Below are 17,466 nucleotides of genomic sequence, written 5' to 3'. Positions count from 1 at the left end.
GCCGATCCCCGTCCCGGAGCCGTCCCGACCGACCGTTCGGACCAACCCCGGGCATGCGCTCCCCACCCCCACCCGCAGGAGGCCCCGGTATGACGAGCACCCTGATCTCCGGCATCAGCGAGCTGTGGACCCTCGATCCCGCGCTCGACGACCCCGCACACAGCGGGGTGGCCGACGGGCAGGTCCGACGCGACGCGGCACTGGTCATCGAGGACGGCCGCGTCGCGTGGACCGGCCCTGCCGCCGAGGCCCCGTCGGCCGATACGGCCGAGGACCTGGGCGGTCGGGCCGTGCTGCCCGGTTGGGTCGACTCGCACAGTCATCTGATCTTCGACGGCGACCGCGCCGCCGAGTTCGAGGCCCGGATGGCCGGGCAGTCCTACAGCGCCGGCGGCATCTCCGTCACCACCGGCGCCACCCGCTCCGCCACCGACGAGCACCTGAGGGCGCTGGTGCGCGGCCGGATCGCGGAGGCCGTCCGCGGCGGGACGACCTGCCTGGAGACCAAGACCGGCTACGGGCTCACCGTCGCGGAGGAGCTGCGGGCCGCCGAGCTCGCCTCGGCGCTGGTCGCGGCCGGGGAGCTCGACGAGGTGACGTTCCTCGGCGCGCACCTGGTGCCGCGCGAGTACGAGGGCCGTGCCGAGGACTACGTCGACCTGGTCACCGGGGAGATGCTCTCCGTCGTCGCCCCGCACGTGCGCTGGATCGACGTGTTCTGCGAGGAGGGCGCCTTCGACCCCGCGCAGTCCGCATGCGTGCTGCGCGCCGGCGCCGTGGCGGGTCTCGGCCTGCGCGTGCACGGCCATCAGCTGGGCCGCTCCGGCGGCGTGGCGCTGGCCGCCGAGCTCGGGGCGGCGAGCGTGGACCACGTGAACCATCTCGCCCCGGCCGACGTCGAGGCGCTCGCCGCGACGGCCGCACGCCCCACCGCGCCGGGGACCGACCCGGACCGGCTCGCCGTCGACGCCGGGCCGACGGTCGCGACCGTCCTGCCGGCCTGCGACCTCTCCACCCGCGCCCCGCTCGCCCCCGCCCGGGAGCTGCTGGACGCCGGCGCCACGGTCGCGATCGCCTCGAACTGCAACCCCGGCACCAGCTATACGAGCTCCATGAGCTTCTGCGTCACGACCGCCGTGCTGCAGATGCACCTCTCGCTGGCCGAGGCCGTGCGCGCCGCCACCCGCGGCGGGGCGCTCGCCCTGCGCCGCACGGACGTCGGGCACCTCGGGGTCGGAGCCCGCGCCGACCTGCACGTGCTCGACGCCTCCGCCGCCATCCACCTCGCCTACCGGCCCGGGATGCCGCTCACCCACGAGGTGTGGCGCGCCGGCGTCCGCCTCACCTGACCCGCGCATCCGACGCCTCCCCGCCCCTGGCCCGGTCCTGCTCCCGTCCCCTGACCCGAAAGGACGATCTCGACGATGACGACGTCCGACGCCGTGAACGACCCCGGCCGCACCGGGCCCCGCTCGGGGACCGGACGGCAGCCCTTCGAGGACGTCGCCGCCGACCGTGCCCGCTCCGTGCTCGCCGCCGACGGCACGGAGCGCGAGGTCCCGCCCCGCCGCTGGCGATTCTTCGTCTACAGCGCGATCGGCCTGGCGATGTTCTTCGTCTCCGTCGAGATCGGTGGGGAGTCCACGATCCTGGTGGACCACGCGCTGTCCTTCGTGATGTGGGTGCTGGGCCCCGTCGTCCCCTGGGTGGTGGTCGCCCTGGTCGCCCTCGGCACGGTCCGCCCCTTCGTCACCGGATCCTGGCGCCACGGAGCGCTGCGCACCGTGTTCGCGCTCGCGAACATCGTCGGGCTCCTCGTCGCGATCTGCGCGGCGGCCGGCTACTACCCGGGACCGCTGGCGAACCCCGATATCGGCCCCTTCCTGTGGGAGAGCCTCGGGATTCCCGTGGGCCTCATCGTTCCCGTCGGAGCCGTGTTCCTGGCGCTGCTGATCAACTACGGGTTGATGGAGTTCATCGGGGTGCTGGTGCAGCCGATCATGCGCCCGGTGTGGAAGGTGCCCGGACGCGCCGCGGTCGACGCCGTCGCCTCCTTCGTCGGCTCCTACTCCCTCGCGCTGCTGATCACCGACCGCGTCTACCGCGAGGGCCGGTACACCGGCAAGGAGGCCGCGATCATCGCCACCGGCTTCTCCACCGTCTCGGCGACCTTCATGGTGATCGTGGCCAGCACCCTGGACCTCATGGAGCACTGGACGCTCTACTTCTTCCTCACGCTCGCGATCACCTTCGCGGTCACCGCGATCACGGTGCGGATCCCGCCGCTGAGCGGGGTGGCCGACGATCCCTACGAGGGTGCCGATCACCTGCCGGAGCCGGTCTCCCGCGGACACCGCGTCGCTCAGGCCTGGGACGAGGCGATGCGCGCCCTGGCCGTCGCCCCCGGCGTGGTCCGGGGCAGCTGGGCGACCTTCCGGGACGGTGTGCTGATGGCCGCCGCGATCGTCCCCTCGATCCTGTCGATCGGACTGGCCGGCCTGCTGCTGGCCACCTACACCCCGTTGTTCGACCTGATCGGATGGATCTTCGTGCCCGTCGCCCACCTCGTGCAGCTGCCCGACCCGGCACTCGCCGGCAAAGCCGTGGCCGTGGGCATCGCCGAGATGTTCCTGCCGGCCACCGTGGTCGCCGGCCACGAATCGGAGGTGCTGCGCTTCACCGTCGGCGTCACCGCCGTCTCGCAGATCGTGTTCTTCTCCGCCCTGGTGCCCTCGGTGCTGGCCACGAGGATCCCCGTGAACGTGGGACACCTGGTGGTGCTCTGGTTCGTGCGGGTGGTGCTCACCATCCTGATCACCGCGCCGCTGGCGCACCTGCTGCTGTAGACGGGGCGGTCAGCCACTCCCCGTCCTCTCCTACCCCGAAAATACTCCGAAAGGTTCCCCGTGACCCCTCCCGTCGTCCTGTCCACGTCCGGCCTCACCGCCGCCGACGTCCTCGCCGTCGCCCGCCGCCGCGCCCGGGTGGAGCTCGACCCCGCCGCTCGCGAGCAGGTCGCCGCGGTGCGCGCCCACATCGACGCCCTCGCCGCCGGGGACACCCCCGTCTACGGCGTCTCCACCGGCTTCGGCGCGCTCGCCGACACCGCGATCCCGCCGAGCATGCGCCACGCCCTCCAACGCTCCCTGATCCGTTCCCACGCCGCGGGCGCGGGCCCCGAGGTGGAGACCGAGGTGGTCCGGGCCCTGATGCTGCTGCGCGCCCGGACCCTGGCCTCCGGCCGCACCGGCGTGCGCCCCGTCGTGGTCGAGACGATCCTCGCGCTGCTGAACGCCCAGATCACCCCGATCGTCCACGAGTATGGATCGCTGGGCTGCTCCGGGGATCTCGCTCCGCTCAGCCATTGCGCGATCGTGCTCATGGGGGAGGGGCGCGCCCGCGACCGCGACGGGGTCGAGCGCCCCGTGCCCGAGCTGCTCGACGAGGCAGGGATCGAGCCGGTGCTGCTCGAGGAGAAGGAGGGCCTGGCGCTGATCAACGGCACCGACGGCATGCTCGGCATGCTGCTGATGGCGATCGCCGACCTCGACGAGCTGGTGCGCACCGCGGACCTCACCACCGCGCTGACCGTGCAGGGGCTCCGCGGCCGCGACAACGTGTTCGTGCCCGAGCTGCACGCGCCGCTGCGTCCGCACCCCGGCCAAGCGGCGTCGGCCGCGAACATCCACGGTCTGCTCGCGGGGTCCCCGATCATCGCCGACGTCGCCGCCGCGGGATCCCGGGTCCAGGACGCCTACTCGCTGCGCTGCGCCCCGCAGGTCGCCGGCGGCGTGCGCGACACCATCGAGCACGCCCGCACCGTCGCCGAGCGCGAGCTGGCCGCCGCGATCGACAACCCCGTCGTGTTGGAGGACGGCACCGTGACCTCCAACGGCAACTTCCACGGTGCGCCGGTGGCGTACGTGCTGGACTTCCTCGCCGTGGTCGGCGCGGACCTCGCCTCGATCGCCGAGCGCCGCACGGACCGGATGCTGGACAAGTCCCGCTCCCACGGGCTGCCGCCGTTCCTGGCCGATGACCCCGGCGTGGACTCCGGCTTCATGATCGCCCAGTACACCCAGGCCGCCCTGGTCTCGGAGATGAAGCGCCTCGCGGTCCCGGCGAGCGTCGACTCCATCCCCTCCTCGGCCATGCAGGAGGACCACGTCTCGATGGGCTGGCACGCCGCCCGCAAGCTGCGCACCAGCGTGGAGAACCTGCGTCGGGTGCTGGCGATCGAGCTGCTCACCGCCGCCCGCGCGATCGACCTGCGCGCGCCGCTGGCCCCGTCGGAGGCCTCCGCCGCCGCGATCGCCGTGCTGCGCCGCACCGTCGAGGGCCCCGGCCCGGACCGCTTCCTCGCCCCCGACATCGCCGAGGCCGAGGCGCGTCTGCTCGACGGCTCACTGCTGGCCGCGGTCCAGGAGGTCATCGGCGAGCTGCGCTGATCCGCCCGCCGGCCCCCGCCCGCCACCCTGCCCGCCGGCCCGCTCGCCACCCTGCCCGCGGCGCCATCCGGTCTGCCCGCCGGCGCCATCCGGTCGACTTCTGCGAAGACGTTCCTTCTGCGCGTTATGGCAACAGCAGCGCAGAGGTCGATCCTCTTGAGGGGTGAGGGGTGAGGGGTGAGGGGTGAGGGGTGAGGGGTGAGGGGTGAGGGGTCGGCGAGGCCGCCGGGTTCCGCTTGTCGGCGCCCGGGTCCATGCTGGTGCCATGAGCACTCGACGTGACGCCCCTCACCCACCCGCGATCTGCGGGATCATCCCCCCGCACCTGCTCGCGCAGATCGCCGCCGCCGGTGCCGACCCGCAGGCCGAGGCGGCCGCCCGGACCCTGGACATCGGCCGCCGCGTCGCGGGTGGTCGGGAGGTCCGGGCGGAGCGCTCCCGCGGGTCCGGCGCCTCCGGGTCGGCTGCGGGGCTGGTGCCCCCGCATCTGCGCAGACGCCTGGAAGGAGACCGCCGAGGTGCCGAGGGGCCCCGCCCCGGGACGGACGAGGCTCGGGCCGCCGGCGCGAGGGAGCCTGCCGCGGAGGCGGGGGCCACCACGGTGCACCGCAGCATCCACGACGCCCGCGGTGGCACCACCCTGCCGGGCGTCCTGGTGCGTGAGGAGGGTCAGGAGTCCAGCGGCGACGAATCCGTCGACGAGGCCTACGACGGCCTCGGCGCCACCTGGACCCTGTACGACCAGGCCTTCGACCGCAACTCCTTGGACGACGCGGGCATGGAGCTGATCGCCACCGTCCATTACGGCCAGGATTTCGAGAACGCCTTCTGGGACGGCGAGCAGATGATCTTCGGCGACGGCGACGGGGTGTACTTCCGCTCCTTCACCAACGCTGTGGACGTGATCGGCCATGAGCTGACCCACGGCGTCGTCCAGTTCTCCGCCGGGCTCATCTACGTCGGCCAACCCGGGGCGCTCCACGAGTCCGTGGCCGACTGCTTCGGATCGATGGTCAAGCAACAGGTGCTGGACCAGAGCGCCCAGGAGGCCGACTGGCTGATCGGTGAGGGCGTTTTCACCGACGCCGTCCAGGGCGAGGCGCTGCGTTCGATGAAGGCCCCCGGCACCGCCTACGACGATCCCGTGCTCGGCAAGGACCCGCAGACCGCGTCGATGGACGAGTACGCGGACCTCCCGCACGACGCGGAGAACGACAACGGGGGCGTGCACATCAACTCCGGCATCGCCAACCGGGCGTTCTACCTCGCCGCCACCGGGATCGGCGGCACCTCCTGGGAGGGCGCCGGACCTCTCTGGTACGACGCGCTGACCCGCGGCGGGCTCCCCAAGGACGCCGATTTCGACGCGTTCGCCCGCGCTACGCTCGACGCCGCGATCCGGCGCCACGGCGAGGGATCGGCCCAGCACGGGGCCGTGGCCGAGGCGTGGCGGACGGTCGGGGTGCTGGGCGCGAGGGGCTGAGATCCGGAGATCCGCGACGCCCGGGACGCACCCGGGCCTCTGGGGCCCAGAGCACACACTGCGCAACATTCCTTCTGGTCGCCATAGGTAGCGCTTAGACTCGACGAGTCGTCCGGCGCGAATCGCCCGGAGTCGGCCGACGGTACGACGACACCCCCACGACCTGAGGACATGAGATGGCCAGCTCCTTCCGCCCCACCCGCCGCATCGCCCTGACCGTCGGCGGTGTCGGCATCGCCGCTGTCCTTGCCGCCTGCAGTTCCGATGCGGGCGGTTCCGGCGGCGAATCCGACGGCGGCTCCGACGGCGGCTCCGACGGCGAGGACGTCCTCGCCCGCATTCAGGAATCCGGCACGGTCCGCATCGGGCTCGAGGGCACCTACCGTCCCTACGCCTTCCACGACGAGAGCGGCGACCTGGTCGGCTTCGAGAAGGAGATCGCCGACGCCGTCGCCGAGGGCCTGGGGGCGACCCCCGAGTACATCGAGACCGAGTGGGATTCGCTGATCGCCGGGCTGGACGTGGACCGCTACGACCTGGTGATCAACAACGTCGGCATCACTCCCGAACGGCAGGAGGCCTACGCCTTCTCCGAGCCCTATGCACGGTCCATCGGGCGCATCGCGGTGCCGGTCGACTCCGACATCCAGACCCTCGAGGACCTCGACGGGGCCACCGCGGCGCAGACCGCGACGTCCAATTGGGCCCAGCAGGTGGAGGAGCTCGGTGCCGAGGTCGTCCCCGTGCAGGGGTTCGCCGAGGCCATCGCCCTGGTGGTCCAGGGGCGGGCCGACGCCACGGCCAATGACTTCATCGCCTTCCAGACGTACCAGGAGGAGAACCCGGACACGAAGTTCCGGGTCCTGGACGCGGACCTGCCCAGCGACACCACCGTCGGCGTGATCATGCAGAAGGGCCAGGACGCGCTCGTGGCCGAGGTGAACTCGATCCTCGACGGCATGAAGTCCGACGGCTCGCTGACGGCGATCTACCAGGAATGGGTGGGCGAGGACATCACCCCGGAGGCCTGATCCGCTGATGCCGCACTTCCTCGAGCTGTGGATCGACTCGCTGCCACGCATGCTGGCGGCGCTGGTCCAGGTCACGATCCCGCTGTCGCTGATATCTTTCGCGATCGCCCTGGCGATCGCGGTGGTCGTGGCCCTCACGCGCCTGTACGCCCCCGCCCCGCTGAAGCTGGTGGCCTGGGCGTATCTGCAGCTCTTCCGCGGCACACCGCTGGTGGTGCAGCTGTTCATCGTGTTCTTCGGGCTGCCCAACGTCGGCATCGAGCTCGACGCGTTCCCGGCCGCGGTCGTCACCCTGGCGCTGAACACCGGGGCGTACTCCTCCGAGGCCGTGCGGGCCTCGATCCTGTCCATCCCACGGGGTCAGTTCGAAGCCGCCCAGACCCTGAACCTGTCACGGGCGACCACCTTCCGCAAGGTGGTCGCCCCGCAGGCGATGCGCATCGCCATCCCCCCGGTCGCCAATGACTTCATCGACCTGGTCAAGGGCACGAGCCTCGTCTTCGCCATCACCCTGATCGACGTGTTCCAGGTCGGCCGGCAGGTGGCCGCCACCACCTTCGAGCCCCTGATCATGTACAGCCTGGTAGCTCTGATCTACCTGATGGTGGTCTCGCTGCTGAGCGTCCTGCAGAACCTCCTGGAGAAGAAGGTGTCCCGTCATGTCCGCAGCACCTGATCCGACCCCCACGCCGGGAGGCGGGCCGCTGCGCCTGTCCGCACTCCGCAAGAGCTTCGGGGAGCTGGTGGCGCTGGAGGACATCTCCCTCGAGGTGGAGCGCGGCCGCACCACGGTGCTGCTGGGACCATCCGGCTCGGGCAAATCGACCCTGCTGCGCTGCATCAATCTGCTGGAGCTGCCCGATGCCGGGCAGATCGACCTGGGGGAGGGGCCGATCGAGGTGGGCGGGAAGATCTCTGCGCGCACGCTGCGCGCCGTCCGCTCCCGCTCGACCATGGTCTTCCAGCAGTTCAATCTGTTCCCGCACCTGACGGCGCTGGGCAACGTGACCCTGGCGCCGATCGAGGTCCGCGGACTCGGCCGCGGCGAGGCCGAGGAGCGCGGCCGAGCAACCCTCGCGAAGGTCGGGCTGGCAGACAAGGTCGATGCCTACCCCGACCGCCTCTCCGGCGGCCAGCAGCAGCGGGTGGCGATCGCCCGTGCCCTCGCGATGGATCCCGACTTCCTGCTGTTCGACGAGCCCACCTCCGCGCTGGACCCGGAACTGGCGGCCGAGGTCGTGTCCGTGCTGGCGGGCCTCGCCGCCGAGCACCGCACCCTGGTGGTGGTGACCCACTCGCTGGCCTTCGCCCGGGAGGTCGCCGACCGGGTGGTGTTCCTCGAGGACGGGCGGGTCGTCCAGGACGGCACCCCGGCGGAGTTCTTCGAGAGCCAGGACGAGCGGTTGCGCCGCTTCCGGGACGTCATCGGCTCCGTCTGACGTCATCGGCTGCGTGCTCGGCGCGGGCACAGGGGACGGCGGCTTCTGTGACCGTCCCCTCTCTGGCCGTGGCCGGGCTGCCTCGCGAGTACCCTGGAGCGGGGCTGCCCGGATCCAGCCCGCCCCGGCCCTTCGGGACGATCCTCCACGACATCCGAAAGACTTCACATGGGACAGCTTCACCTCGGCTTCGAGATCGCGGCACTGGTCGTGCTCGTGGCCATCCTCCTCACCGACCTCCTGCTGGTCATCAAGCGGCCCCACCTGCCCTCCATGAAGGAGTGCGCCGCGTGGATCGGCTTCTACGTCAGCCTGGCCCTCATCTTCGCGGTGGTGCTGTTCTTCGTAGGAGGTATGGCGCCGGCCTCCGAGTTCGTCACCGGCTGGCTGCTCGAGTACTCGCTGAGCATCGACAACCTGTTCGTCTTCATCGTGATCATGTCGAAGTTCGCCGTGCCGAAGAAGTACCAGCAGGAAGTGCTGATGGTGGGCATCATCATCGCGCTGATCGCGCGTGCCCTGTTCATCGTGGCGGGCGCGGTGATCATCAACAGCTTCGCCGAGGTCTTCTACATCTTCGGGCTGTTCCTGCTGTACACGGCCTGGAAGCAGACCCGTGAGGAGGAGGACGACGGCTCCGACTCCTTCATCATGCGCACGGTGCGACGGGTGCTCCCGGTCTCCGAGGACTACGACGGGAACAACCTGCGCACGGTGGTGAACGGGAAGAAGCTGTTCACCCCGATGCTGCTCGTGTTCATCACCATCGGCCTGACCGACGTGATGTTCGCGCTGGACTCGATCCCGGCGATCTTCGCGGTCACCCAGAACCCGTTCCTGGTCTTCACGGCCAACCTGTTCGCCCTGATGGGGCTGCGCCAGCTGTACTTCCTGCTGGGCGGGCTCATGGAACGCCTGGCCTATCTGCACTACGGCATCGCCGCCATCCTCGGGTTCATCGGCATCAAGCTGCTGATCCACGCCATCCACGAGGCTCCTCTGCACTTCATCCCCGGCTTCTCGGTGCTGGAGAAGATCCCCGAGGTGCCGATCTGGCTCTCGCTGAGCTTCATCCTGGTCGCCATGGGCGGCGCGATCGTGGCATCGCTCCTGTTCGCCCCGAAGACCCCCACGCCGTCCGACGACGAGAGCCCCTCGAACTCGGAGCACTGAGGCCGACTGCGCGAGGACCGACGGGCGCGACGCGGCACGGGCGCGACGCGGGCCGGGCACGACGCGCGACGGGCACGAGGCGGCGGGACGGCCCGCGGCGTAGAGTCGTGAGCACGAGGCCGGGTGGACCGGTCCGCGGATGATCCTGCGCGAGGAGTCAGCGGTGGACGAGGACGTCGACGCGGCCGGCCCCGTCGGCGAGGCGGCGTGCTGGCTCGGTCTGCTGTGCCCGGAGTGCGGTGCCATGCCCGAGGAGGACGGGGCCCGGGACCCGGGCGCTCCCTGTTGGCGCTGCGGGGCCGTGCGCGCGCAGCACACCGAGGCCGACGAGAGCCCCGAGGGCGCTTGAGCGCCGGTTGACCCGAGGGCATTTGAGCGCCGGTTGACCCGAGGGCGTTTGAGCGCCGATTGCCCGGGGCTCCGGCGTCCGCGTCGCCGAGCAGGTGGTGTCGGGTGGCCCGGAGCGTGAGTGTCGGGCCGGCCCCCCGCAGGGGCAGGGGCCACCGCGACGAACCGTCCAGGGGTCGTGACAGCGGGTGCACAGAGGCACATCCTCGAGGTCATGAGATCACCGGAACCCAGCCCCGTCGACCGGGGCGACCGTCGCCGCTGGGCACAGCTGCTGCTCGGTATCGTCCTGTTCATCGTCGCCGAGGCAGTGCTGATCGCTACAGCCTGGTTCGGGACCGCAGCCGCGGGAGGCTCCCCCGCGCAGGGGACCGCCGGCTGGGCGCTCCTGCTCGGGGCCGTGATGGGCGCCGCCGTCGCGATGGGCGGATACCTCCTGATCGTCGGACAGCTCGGCCGCAGTCCCGGCCTCGCCCTGCGGGGCCCGGGGAAGCTCGCCGAGTTGGTGCTGGGCCTGGTGATCGGCGCCGCGCTGATCTCGCTCAGCGTGGGACTCATCGCGCTCCTCGGCGGCTACCGCGTCGCGGGGCTCGCCCCGTCCCCGCAGCTGCTGGCGCCGCTCGCGCTCGGCATCGGCGCCGGAGTCATCGAGGAGATCCTGTTCCGCGGGATCCTGCTGCGCCTGCTCGACGCTTGGCTGGGCAGCTGGGCGGCGCTCGCGATCACCTCGCTCGTGTTCGGGCTGATGCACCTGATGAACGACGGGGCGACCGTCCTGACGGCTCTCGGCCTCGTGATCGAGGCCGGGGTGCTGTTGGGCGCCGCCTACATCCTGACCCGTCGGCTGTGGCTCGTGATCGGGATCCACATCGCCTGGAACGCGGTGCAGGGTGGCGTGTACTCCTCGACCATCTCCGGGACGAGGCAGCAGAGCGGTCTGCTCCTGGTCGAGACGGACGGGCCCACGTGGTTGACCGGCGGGACCATGGGCGTCGAGGGATCCCTGATCAGCGTGCTGATGGGGCTCGCCGCAGGGCTCGTGATGCTCGTCCTCGCAGGTCGCCGCGGACACCTGCTGCCGTCGGTGCGGACGACGAGGAGCGTCGCCGGCGCCGGGGCGGCTGACAACGGTGGGGCGGCTGACGGCGCCGGAGCGGCTGACGGCGCCAGGGCGGTCGACAGCGCCGAGGCGATCCCGCGCGGAGCATGAGACGGTCGCCCGCTGAGCGGGCCCGCTCGGAGCCTCACAGAGCCGGGGTCGCGAAGCCTCCGTTGGAATAGAGCAGCTGGCCCCGGATCCAGGCGCCCCGCTCGGAGATCAGGAAGCGCACGAGGTCGGCGACGGTGTCCGTGGAGCCGAGCTCACCGCCCGGCGTCTGCGCCGCGCCCGCCCGGCGCACCTCCTCGGTCATCCACCCGGTGTCGATCGGACCGGGGTTGATCAGGTTGGTGCGGATCCCGCGGTCGGCGAGTTCGTGGGTGCCGGCCAGCACCAGGCGGTCCAGCGCCCCCTTGGTCGCGCCGTAGGGGAGGTTGTGCACGGTGTGGTCGCTGGTCAGGGCGATCATGGCGCCGCCGGGTGCTTCCGTGCCGGGCTCGACCTGCTCGGCGAAGGCCTTCAGCAGCTGCCAGGTGGCGCGCACGTTCACGGCGTAGTGACGGTCGAAGCTCTCCACGGTGGTGTCCAGGATCGAGGAGTCCACGGATTCGCAGTGGCAGGTCACGAGCGCTCCGAGCGGGCCCAGGGCGTCGTGCGCATCGGCCATGAGCGATGGCGGGACGCGGGGGTCCCCGAGGTCCCCGGGGAGCAGCTCCACGCGGCGTCCCGATTCCCGCAGCTCGTCGGCGAGAAGTTCGACGTCCGAGCTCTCGCCGAGGACCCGACGGTCGTAGGGCTCGAAGTAGTTCAGCGCCAGGTCGTAGCCGTCGGCCGCGAGCCCCCGGGCGATCGCGGCGGCGATGCCGCGACGGCGGCCGACGCCGGTGAGCAGGGCGGTGCGGGGCAGAGGGATGTGCATGCGCAGGACGCTAGCGGCATGGGGTCCGAGGGGCAACGAGATTCTCGGACGGGGTCACGGTGCGCGCCGTCGATCTCCCATCAGCGTCAGCGCTCCGGCCGCGCCAGGAGCTCCTGGCGAGCGTCGGTCAGCAGTCGAGTGGTCAGCCGGATGTACGTCAGGACGGTCCGTGGCGAGGTCAGTCCGTGACGGGGGAATCGTCCGGGAGGTCCCACACCACGCGGCCCGCCGCGTCCCGGCGCGCCCCGGGGCTCACCTCGTGCGGCCGCTGCCGCCCCGAGTGCATGAGGTCGAGAACCTCCACGTCGTGCTCCAGGAGCATCAGGTCGGCGATGAGCCGGCGGTGGCAGCGCCACCACACGGCCTCCGAGCACATCACCGCGGTGCGGGTGCGGCCCACGTCGGCGCGCAGGTCCTCGATCCCGGCCCGGAACTCCTCGCTGCGGGTCCATGCGGCGTAGGCGCGGAACTGGGCGACCCTCCACCAGGTGTCGGGGGAGGTCGCGTCCTCGTCCTTGGTGAGCCGGCGCCGCCCGCCCAGGCGCTCGTCCCACCGGTAGGCGATCCCGGCCGCCGTGCAGATCTGCTCGACGGCGCCCTTCGCCGCGGCGTCGTTCGTGCGCGAGCCCGGGAAGCGGCGCACGTCCACCAGCTGCTCGATCCCGGCACCGTGCAGCAGCTCGGTCAGCTCGGTGCGGTCCAGGCGGCCGTGGCCGAGGGTGAGCAGCGGGGCGGTCACCGCTGCGGGGCGGAGCGCAGGTCCAGGGCGCCGTCGGCGAACTCCACCATCTTCCCGCAGCGGGTGCAGGTCAGCGCGATGGCCTCGGGGCTGAAGGCGGCGAAGCCGAGGAGTTCGGAGGTGCCGGAGTTCAGCAGCACCCGCCGCCAGCGGTCCTGGTCGGCACCGCAGTGCCCGCACAGGACCTGCCGTCCGGCCGCGCCGGCGATCACGATCTCGTCCTTCTCGACCATGTCTGCCCCTTCTGCTCGTCCTCGGGCCATGTCGGCGCCCGCAGCGTCGTCCGTGCCGCCCCGCCTCTCGTGCTGCCCGATGTCCAGCATGTCACGGTGTGGAGCCGAGCACCTCTGTGCTCGAGGTGACGTCGATCTGAGGCGGGAACAGCCCCATGACCTGCACCGCCGCTGCGCCGTCGGCGGCCGTCGAGGCGGCGCAGGCATCCCGGACCACGCTGAGGCGCGCACCGGCGTCGGCTGCGGCCAGGGCCGTCGTGATCACGCAGCAGTCCGTCGAGACGCCGGTGAGCAGCAGGTCCGGGTGGGGGCCGACGATCCCGGCGAGCTGCGGGCCCCACTTGCCGAAGGTGGGCTCGTCGATCGTGGGGTGGACGGTGAGCTCTCGGGCGCCGTCGACCAGGTCGTAGAGCGGATCGGTCGCGGGGACGTCCGCGAAGGGCCAGGCACGGAAGTACTCGCCCCAGGCGGTGGTGCGGTCGGCCGTGGGCAGCCAGCGGGTCACCAGGGTGCGCTCGGGTCCGACGTGCTCGGCGAGCTCCCGGATCCGCGACCAGGCGTCGTCCCAGAAGGGAGAGGCCCAGTCGGAGGCCGGGTCGGCGAAGATCCGCTGCGGGTCGACGACGAGCAGCCAGGAGCGGTCGCTCATGCGTCCCGCTCCTGCCGGCGGATCCGACCCCGTCGGGCGAACCAGGTCACGGCGAAGCCGAGCACCAGCGCCAGCAGCACCCCGATGTTGGAGTACGCCCAGTTGCCGTCCCAGTACGCCCCGGCCGGATCGTCGACATAGGTGCTCAGCCCGAGCGGCTCCAGCAGGTAGCCCTGCCAGTTGTTCCACGGCGCGGCCTCGGTGAAGGAGTTGACGACCAGCCCCCATCCCAGGACCGAGGCGACCACCATGGTCACGATCGAGATCCCGTCGATCGAGCCGTAGCGGCCGCGGGGATCGAACAGGGCACGTTCGTCGTAGTCCGCCCGACGGGTGAGGACGTCGGCGATGAGGATGCCGGCCCAGGCCGCGATCGGGACCCCGAGGGTGATCAGGAAGCTCTGGAACGGACCGATGAAGCTGGTGGCGAAGAACGCGACCCAGATGGTGCCGACGGTCAGGATCACTCCGTCGACCGCGGCGGCCGCCGGACGCGGGATGCGGATCCCCAGACTGATCAGGGTCAGTCCCGAGGAGTAGATGCCCAGCACGGCGCCGGAGACCAGGGTCAGCACGGCCACGATCCAGAAGGGCACCAGGGCCCACAGCGGCAGGATGGAGATCAGCGCGCCGATGGGATCGCCCTCGATGGCGCCCGCCAGCTCCGGATCGGAGCCGGCCAGCAGCAGTCCGACGATCACCAGCACCACGGGGGCGGCCGCCCCGCCGATCGTGTTCCACGCGACGATCGAGGCGTCGGACGCGGAGCGCCTCTGGTAGCGCGACCAGTCCGCGGCGATGTTGATCCAGCCGAGGCCGAAGCCGGTCATCACCATCACCAGCGCCCCGATCATCGCCTGCGGGGGCCCGCTCGGCATCGAGGCCACGCCCGCCCAGTCGATGTGCGGGATCGTGAGGATCATGAACAGAATGGTCATGGCGCCGGTCGCCCAGGTCAGGATCGACTGCAGGCGCATGATCGTGTGGTAGCCGAGCACGCTCGCGGTGACGATCAGCGCGGCGATGAGGATCGCAGCGATCACGGTCACCGCCTGTCCGGACCCCACGCCCAGCACGTCGAACACGGTGGCGGTGGCCAGCACCGCGGAGATCGCCAGCGACGTCTCCCAGCCGATCGAGGTCAACCAGGAGACGATCCCCGGCACCTTCTGCCCGTGCACGCCGAAGGCGGCGCGCGAGAGCACCATCGTCGGCGCGCTGCCGCGCTTGCCGGCGATCGCCACCAGACCGCACAGCAGGAAGCTGATGATGATGCCGAGGATCGCGACGACCGTGGCCTGGACGAAACTGATCCCGAAGCCCAGCAGGTAGGAGCCGTAGCTCATCCCGAACACCGACACGTTCGCGGCGAACCAGGGCCAGATCAGATCGCGGGGCCGCGCGGTCCGCTCGGACTCGGCGATGATCTCGATGCCGGTGGTCTCGATGACGCCGGCACCGCCGACGGGAGCGGCTGGGGCGGGGGAGCGGGTGGGATCGGGGGAGGTCATGTCGGCTCCGGAGCAGGAGGGCCGGCCGCGGCCGGACGACGGGGTGGGACGGGGACGTGACGTGCAGTGTCCCACGGGCGGCGTGACCGGCGCGGTTCGTCGGCCTAAGGTGGAGGGGCCCGTGCTCCGTGCACGCGGCCCCGAGGAGGCCTCGGCCATCTCACCGCCCGTCGGGCGCCGAGTGGTCGCCCGCGTTCAGCGCGCCGTCCCCGTCGACCACCGCCACCAGTGCAGGGACGGTCCGCGGCCCGGTCCGCGCAGGCCGCCCGGAAGGAGACCCGTGCCCGCAGCGTCCACCCGGATCCAGGCCTCGACGAAGCGCCTGCTCAGCCTCGGGCCCAGCCGCGTGGACCACATCCCGGCGTTCCGCATCGCCCTCGGGCTCGCGATCCCGCTGTCCGTGCTCCTGGTGACAGGACACGTCGACTGGGCGATGTACGTCGGCTTCGGGGCCTTCACCGGGATCTACTCCAAGTACGAGCCGACACGCATGCGCTTCCGGCGCCAGTCGATGGCCGGTGCGCTGCTGACCGTGTGCGTCACCATCGGCGCCACCCTCGCGCAGCTCGGGGAGTCGATGGGCACCACGGCGGGGTCCTGGACCGCCCTGGGGGTGGGATCCGTCGTGGCGGGGCTCGCCGCGGCCCTGGTGCTCCGGCTCGGCCTGAAGCCGGGCGGCGCGATCTTCCCGCTGTTCGCGGTCGCCGCCATCGCCTCCGCGCCGCCCGCCGCCCCGATCTGGGCCGCGTTCCTCATCGCGGGCGCCTGCGCCTCCCTGTGCGTCGTGCTGGGCCTGCTCGGCCACTGGGCGGGGGAGCGTCATCCCGGGGCCGACGTCCGGCCCGCCGCGGAGTCCTGGTCCCGGGCGCAGCTGGGCGCCGAGTTCGGCCGGTTCGCGCTCGCCGCCGCGATCGCCGGGGTGCTGGGCCTCGCCTCCGGGCTGCCCTTCCCCTACTGGGCGCAGATCGCGGCGATAGCGCCGCTGTCGGCCCCGGGGCGCACCCTGCAGGTCGAGCGCGGGCTGCACCGCATCATCGGCACCACGCTCGGCATCGTGACCACCGCCTTCCTGCTGTCCTTCCCCGCCGAGCCCTGGCAGCTCGTGGTGTGGGTGGTGGTCCTGCAGTTCCTCGCCGAGATGTACGTGCTGCGCAACTACTCCTTCGCGCTGCTGTTCATCACCCCGCTGGCCCTGCTCATGGTCCAGCTCGCGCATCCGCAGCCGATCGGGACGATGCTCCAGGCCCGTGTGCTGGAGACCGTGATCGGCGCGGTCGTGGGGATCGCGGTGGTGATCACCGCCGCCCTCGGGGACCGGCGCGCGGCCCTCCGGCACCGGGCGACCGACGGTGAGCCGGGTACCGACGGATCGTGAACGTCCCGGCGCCCGAGGCCGGTGTGCCCGATGACGTCCTCCCTCCCGACGAGACCGTGGACGTGTTCCCGCACTGCGCCCAGCAGTCGGTCGCCCCTGCCCGGTGCCACCCGGGCGGCGTAGCGTCGGCCCATGCCAGGTCACGCAGACACCTCGGACCGCGCCCCCGCCTACACCCACGGCTACGGCGCTGCCGTGCTGGACAGCCACCGCGCCCGCACCGCGCAGAACTCCGCCGCCCACCTGCTGCCGCTCCTGCGGCCCGGGCAGCAGCTGCTGGACGTGGGCAGCGGCGCGGGCACGATCACGGCGGATCTCGCCCGGATCGTCGGCCCCCAGAACGTCACCGCGCTGGAGGTCTCCGAACAGTCCGCGGAGATCACCCGCGCCGAGCTCGTGAGGCAGGGGCTCGGCGCCGTCCGGGTGCTGGTCGGTGATGCGCAGGCGCTGCCGCTGGCCGACGACAGCGTCGACGTGGTCCACGCCCACCAGGTGCTCCAGCACCTCCCGCAGCCGGTGGCCGCGATCGCGGAGGCCCGCCGCGTCACCCGGCCCGGCGGAGTCATCGCCCTGCGGGACAGTGACTACGAGGGCTTCCGCTGGTATCCCGAGGTGCCCGCGATCGATCGCTGGCTCGCCCTGTACCTGCGAGCCGCCCGCGCCAACGGCGGCACCCCGGATGCCGGGCGGCGACTGCTCGCCTGGGCCCACGAGGCCGGGGTGGAGGACGTCGCATCCGGCTCCTCGACCTGGCTGTACGCGACCCCGGAGACGCGCGCGGCCTGGGCGGAGACCCTCGCCGGGAGGCTCACCGCCGGGCCGTTCGCCCAGCAGCTCGAGCGCGAGCAGTGGGCCGACGCCGCGGAGCGGGAGGCGATCGCTGCGGAGGTGCTGGCCTGGGCCGAGGATCCCGACGGCTGGTTCAGCCTGCTGCACGGCGAGGTCCTCGCACGGGTCTGAGCACGGGAGGGGCCGTGACGCGGCGCCGTCGGATCGATGACAGCCGTCATGCGCTCGGC

At 72.0% G+C, this 17,466-nt stretch carries 17 protein-coding genes; 12 read left to right on the top strand and 5 right to left on the bottom strand.

Annotated elements, in window-relative coordinates:
• Positions 1 to 89: 89 nt before the first annotated feature.
• The 10 genes from hutI to BH708_RS12565 all read left to right on the top strand — a co-directional run bounded on the left by hutI (position 90) and on the right by BH708_RS12565 (position 11,132).
• Positions 90 to 1,349, top strand: a complete 1,260-nt coding sequence (gene hutI, locus BH708_RS12610; protein WP_076809156.1) for an imidazolonepropionase — start codon at positions 90 to 92, stop codon at positions 1,347 to 1,349.
• A 75-nt stretch (positions 1,350 to 1,424) separates the two neighbouring features.
• On the top strand, positions 1,425 to 2,846 hold the full coding sequence (locus BH708_RS12605; RefSeq protein WP_083713562.1) for a YjiH family protein: 1,422 nt from the start codon (positions 1,425 to 1,427) through the stop codon (positions 2,844 to 2,846).
• 60 nt (positions 2,847 to 2,906) lie between these two features.
• Entirely contained in the window at positions 2,907 to 4,448 is a 1,542-nt protein-coding gene (gene hutH, locus BH708_RS12600) for a histidine ammonia-lyase (RefSeq protein ID WP_076809154.1), read from the top strand.
• Between the two features lie 265 nt (positions 4,449 to 4,713).
• Positions 4,714 to 5,931: a M4 family metallopeptidase gene (locus BH708_RS12595; RefSeq protein ID WP_076809153.1), complete on the top strand. Its 1,218-nt coding sequence runs from the start codon at positions 4,714 to 4,716 to the stop codon at positions 5,929 to 5,931.
• A gap of 176 nt (positions 5,932 to 6,107) precedes the next feature.
• Positions 6,108 to 6,962, top strand: a complete 855-nt coding sequence (locus tag BH708_RS12590; protein ID WP_076809152.1) for a transporter substrate-binding domain-containing protein — start codon at positions 6,108 to 6,110, stop codon at positions 6,960 to 6,962.
• A 7-nt stretch (positions 6,963 to 6,969) separates the two neighbouring features.
• A complete protein-coding gene (locus tag BH708_RS12585; protein WP_076809151.1) occupies positions 6,970 to 7,638 on the top strand; it encodes an amino acid ABC transporter permease in 669 nt (222 codons plus the stop codon).
• Positions 7,622 to 8,401: an amino acid ABC transporter ATP-binding protein gene (locus BH708_RS12580; RefSeq protein ID WP_076809149.1), complete on the top strand. Its 780-nt coding sequence runs from the start codon at positions 7,622 to 7,624 to the stop codon at positions 8,399 to 8,401. Before BH708_RS12585 ends, BH708_RS12580 begins: the two co-directional genes overlap by 17 nt.
• Before the next feature lie 168 nt (positions 8,402 to 8,569).
• Positions 8,570 to 9,574 (top strand): TerC family protein, encoded by a 1,005-nt coding sequence (locus BH708_RS12575; protein ID WP_076809147.1) that lies wholly within the window; start codon positions 8,570 to 8,572, stop codon positions 9,572 to 9,574.
• A 163-nt stretch (positions 9,575 to 9,737) separates the two neighbouring features.
• Complete coding sequence (locus BH708_RS12570; protein ID WP_216639469.1) at positions 9,738 to 9,923, top strand: hypothetical protein; 186 nt, start codon at positions 9,738 to 9,740, stop codon at positions 9,921 to 9,923.
• Between the two features lie 213 nt (positions 9,924 to 10,136).
• Entirely contained in the window at positions 10,137 to 11,132 is a 996-nt protein-coding gene (locus BH708_RS12565) for a CPBP family intramembrane glutamic endopeptidase (protein WP_076809142.1), read from the top strand.
• Between the two features lie 34 nt (positions 11,133 to 11,166).
• Here BH708_RS12565 and BH708_RS12560 read toward each other — a convergent pair whose 3' ends face one another.
• From BH708_RS12560 to BH708_RS12540, 5 genes are all read right to left on the bottom strand, one after another.
• Positions 11,167 to 11,940, bottom strand: coding sequence for an SDR family oxidoreductase (locus BH708_RS12560; RefSeq protein ID WP_076809140.1), 774 nt, complete (start codon positions 11,938 to 11,940; stop codon positions 11,167 to 11,169).
• Between the two features lie 178 nt (positions 11,941 to 12,118).
• A complete protein-coding gene (locus BH708_RS12555) occupies positions 12,119 to 12,679 on the bottom strand; it encodes a DUF488 family protein (RefSeq protein ID WP_076809138.1) in 561 nt (186 codons plus the stop codon).
• Positions 12,676 to 12,912 carry a hypothetical protein gene (locus BH708_RS12550; RefSeq protein WP_157235937.1) on the bottom strand — a complete coding sequence of 79 codons (237 nt, stop codon included), beginning with the start codon at positions 12,910 to 12,912 and terminating at the stop codon, positions 12,676 to 12,678. The genes BH708_RS12555 and BH708_RS12550 overlap by 4 nt, the downstream gene beginning before the upstream one ends.
• Positions 12,913 to 13,003: 91 nt before the next feature.
• Complete coding sequence (locus tag BH708_RS12545; RefSeq protein ID WP_076809133.1) at positions 13,004 to 13,561, bottom strand: cysteine hydrolase family protein; 558 nt, start codon at positions 13,559 to 13,561, stop codon at positions 13,004 to 13,006.
• The gene (locus tag BH708_RS12540) at positions 13,558 to 15,072 is read right to left on the bottom strand and encodes a cytosine permease (RefSeq protein WP_076809131.1); all 1,515 of its coding nucleotides are present in this window, start codon (positions 15,070 to 15,072) and stop codon (positions 13,558 to 13,560) included. Before BH708_RS12540 ends, BH708_RS12545 begins: the two co-directional genes overlap by 4 nt.
• Before the next feature lie 280 nt (positions 15,073 to 15,352).
• Here BH708_RS12540 and BH708_RS12535 point away from each other — a divergent pair, with 280 nt between their 5' ends.
• Together BH708_RS12535 and BH708_RS12530 are read left to right on the top strand one after the other, a co-directional pair.
• Positions 15,353 to 16,447, top strand: a complete 1,095-nt coding sequence (locus tag BH708_RS12535) for an FUSC family protein (RefSeq protein WP_076809129.1) — start codon at positions 15,353 to 15,355, stop codon at positions 16,445 to 16,447.
• A 132-nt stretch (positions 16,448 to 16,579) separates the two neighbouring features.
• On the top strand, positions 16,580 to 17,407 hold the full coding sequence (locus tag BH708_RS12530) for a methyltransferase domain-containing protein (RefSeq protein WP_076809127.1): 828 nt from the start codon (positions 16,580 to 16,582) through the stop codon (positions 17,405 to 17,407).
• The last annotated feature ends 59 nt before the right edge of the window (positions 17,408 to 17,466 follow it).

Source organism: Brachybacterium sp. P6-10-X1, assembly GCF_001969445.1.
GTDB lineage: Bacteria > Actinomycetota > Actinomycetes > Actinomycetales > Dermabacteraceae > Brachybacterium.
This window is presented reverse-complemented; position numbering and strand designations above follow the sequence as displayed.

Excerpts from the sequence above, each read along its gene's own strand:
- BH708_RS12595 (WP_076809153.1), top strand. The coding sequence starts at position 4,714 with ATGAGCACTCGACGTGACGCCCCTCACCCACCCGCGATCTGCGGGATC.
- BH708_RS12590 (WP_076809152.1), top strand. The coding sequence starts at position 6,108 with ATGGCCAGCTCCTTCCGCCCCACCCGCCGCATCGCCCTGACCGTCGGC.
- BH708_RS12540 (WP_076809131.1), bottom strand. The coding sequence starts at position 15,072 with ATGACCTCCCCCGATCCCACCCGCTCCCCCGCCCCAGCCGCTCCCGTC.
- BH708_RS12560 (WP_076809140.1), bottom strand. The coding sequence starts at position 11,940 with ATGCACATCCCTCTGCCCCGCACCGCCCTGCTCACCGGCGTCGGCCGC.
- BH708_RS12575 (WP_076809147.1), top strand. The coding sequence starts at position 8,570 with ATGGGACAGCTTCACCTCGGCTTCGAGATCGCGGCACTGGTCGTGCTC.
- BH708_RS12550 (WP_157235937.1), bottom strand. The coding sequence starts at position 12,912 with ATGGTCGAGAAGGACGAGATCGTGATCGCCGGCGCGGCCGGACGGCAG.
- BH708_RS12530 (WP_076809127.1), top strand. The coding sequence starts at position 16,580 with ATGCCAGGTCACGCAGACACCTCGGACCGCGCCCCCGCCTACACCCAC.
- BH708_RS12565 (WP_076809142.1), top strand. The coding sequence starts at position 10,137 with ATGAGATCACCGGAACCCAGCCCCGTCGACCGGGGCGACCGTCGCCGC.
- BH708_RS12605 (WP_083713562.1), top strand. The coding sequence starts at position 1,425 with ATGACGACGTCCGACGCCGTGAACGACCCCGGCCGCACCGGGCCCCGC.
- BH708_RS12580 (WP_076809149.1), top strand. The coding sequence starts at position 7,622 with ATGTCCGCAGCACCTGATCCGACCCCCACGCCGGGAGGCGGGCCGCTG.
- BH708_RS12545 (WP_076809133.1), bottom strand. The coding sequence starts at position 13,561 with ATGAGCGACCGCTCCTGGCTGCTCGTCGTCGACCCGCAGCGGATCTTC.
- hutI (WP_076809156.1), top strand. The coding sequence starts at position 90 with ATGACGAGCACCCTGATCTCCGGCATCAGCGAGCTGTGGACCCTCGAT.
- BH708_RS12585 (WP_076809151.1), top strand. The coding sequence starts at position 6,970 with ATGCCGCACTTCCTCGAGCTGTGGATCGACTCGCTGCCACGCATGCTG.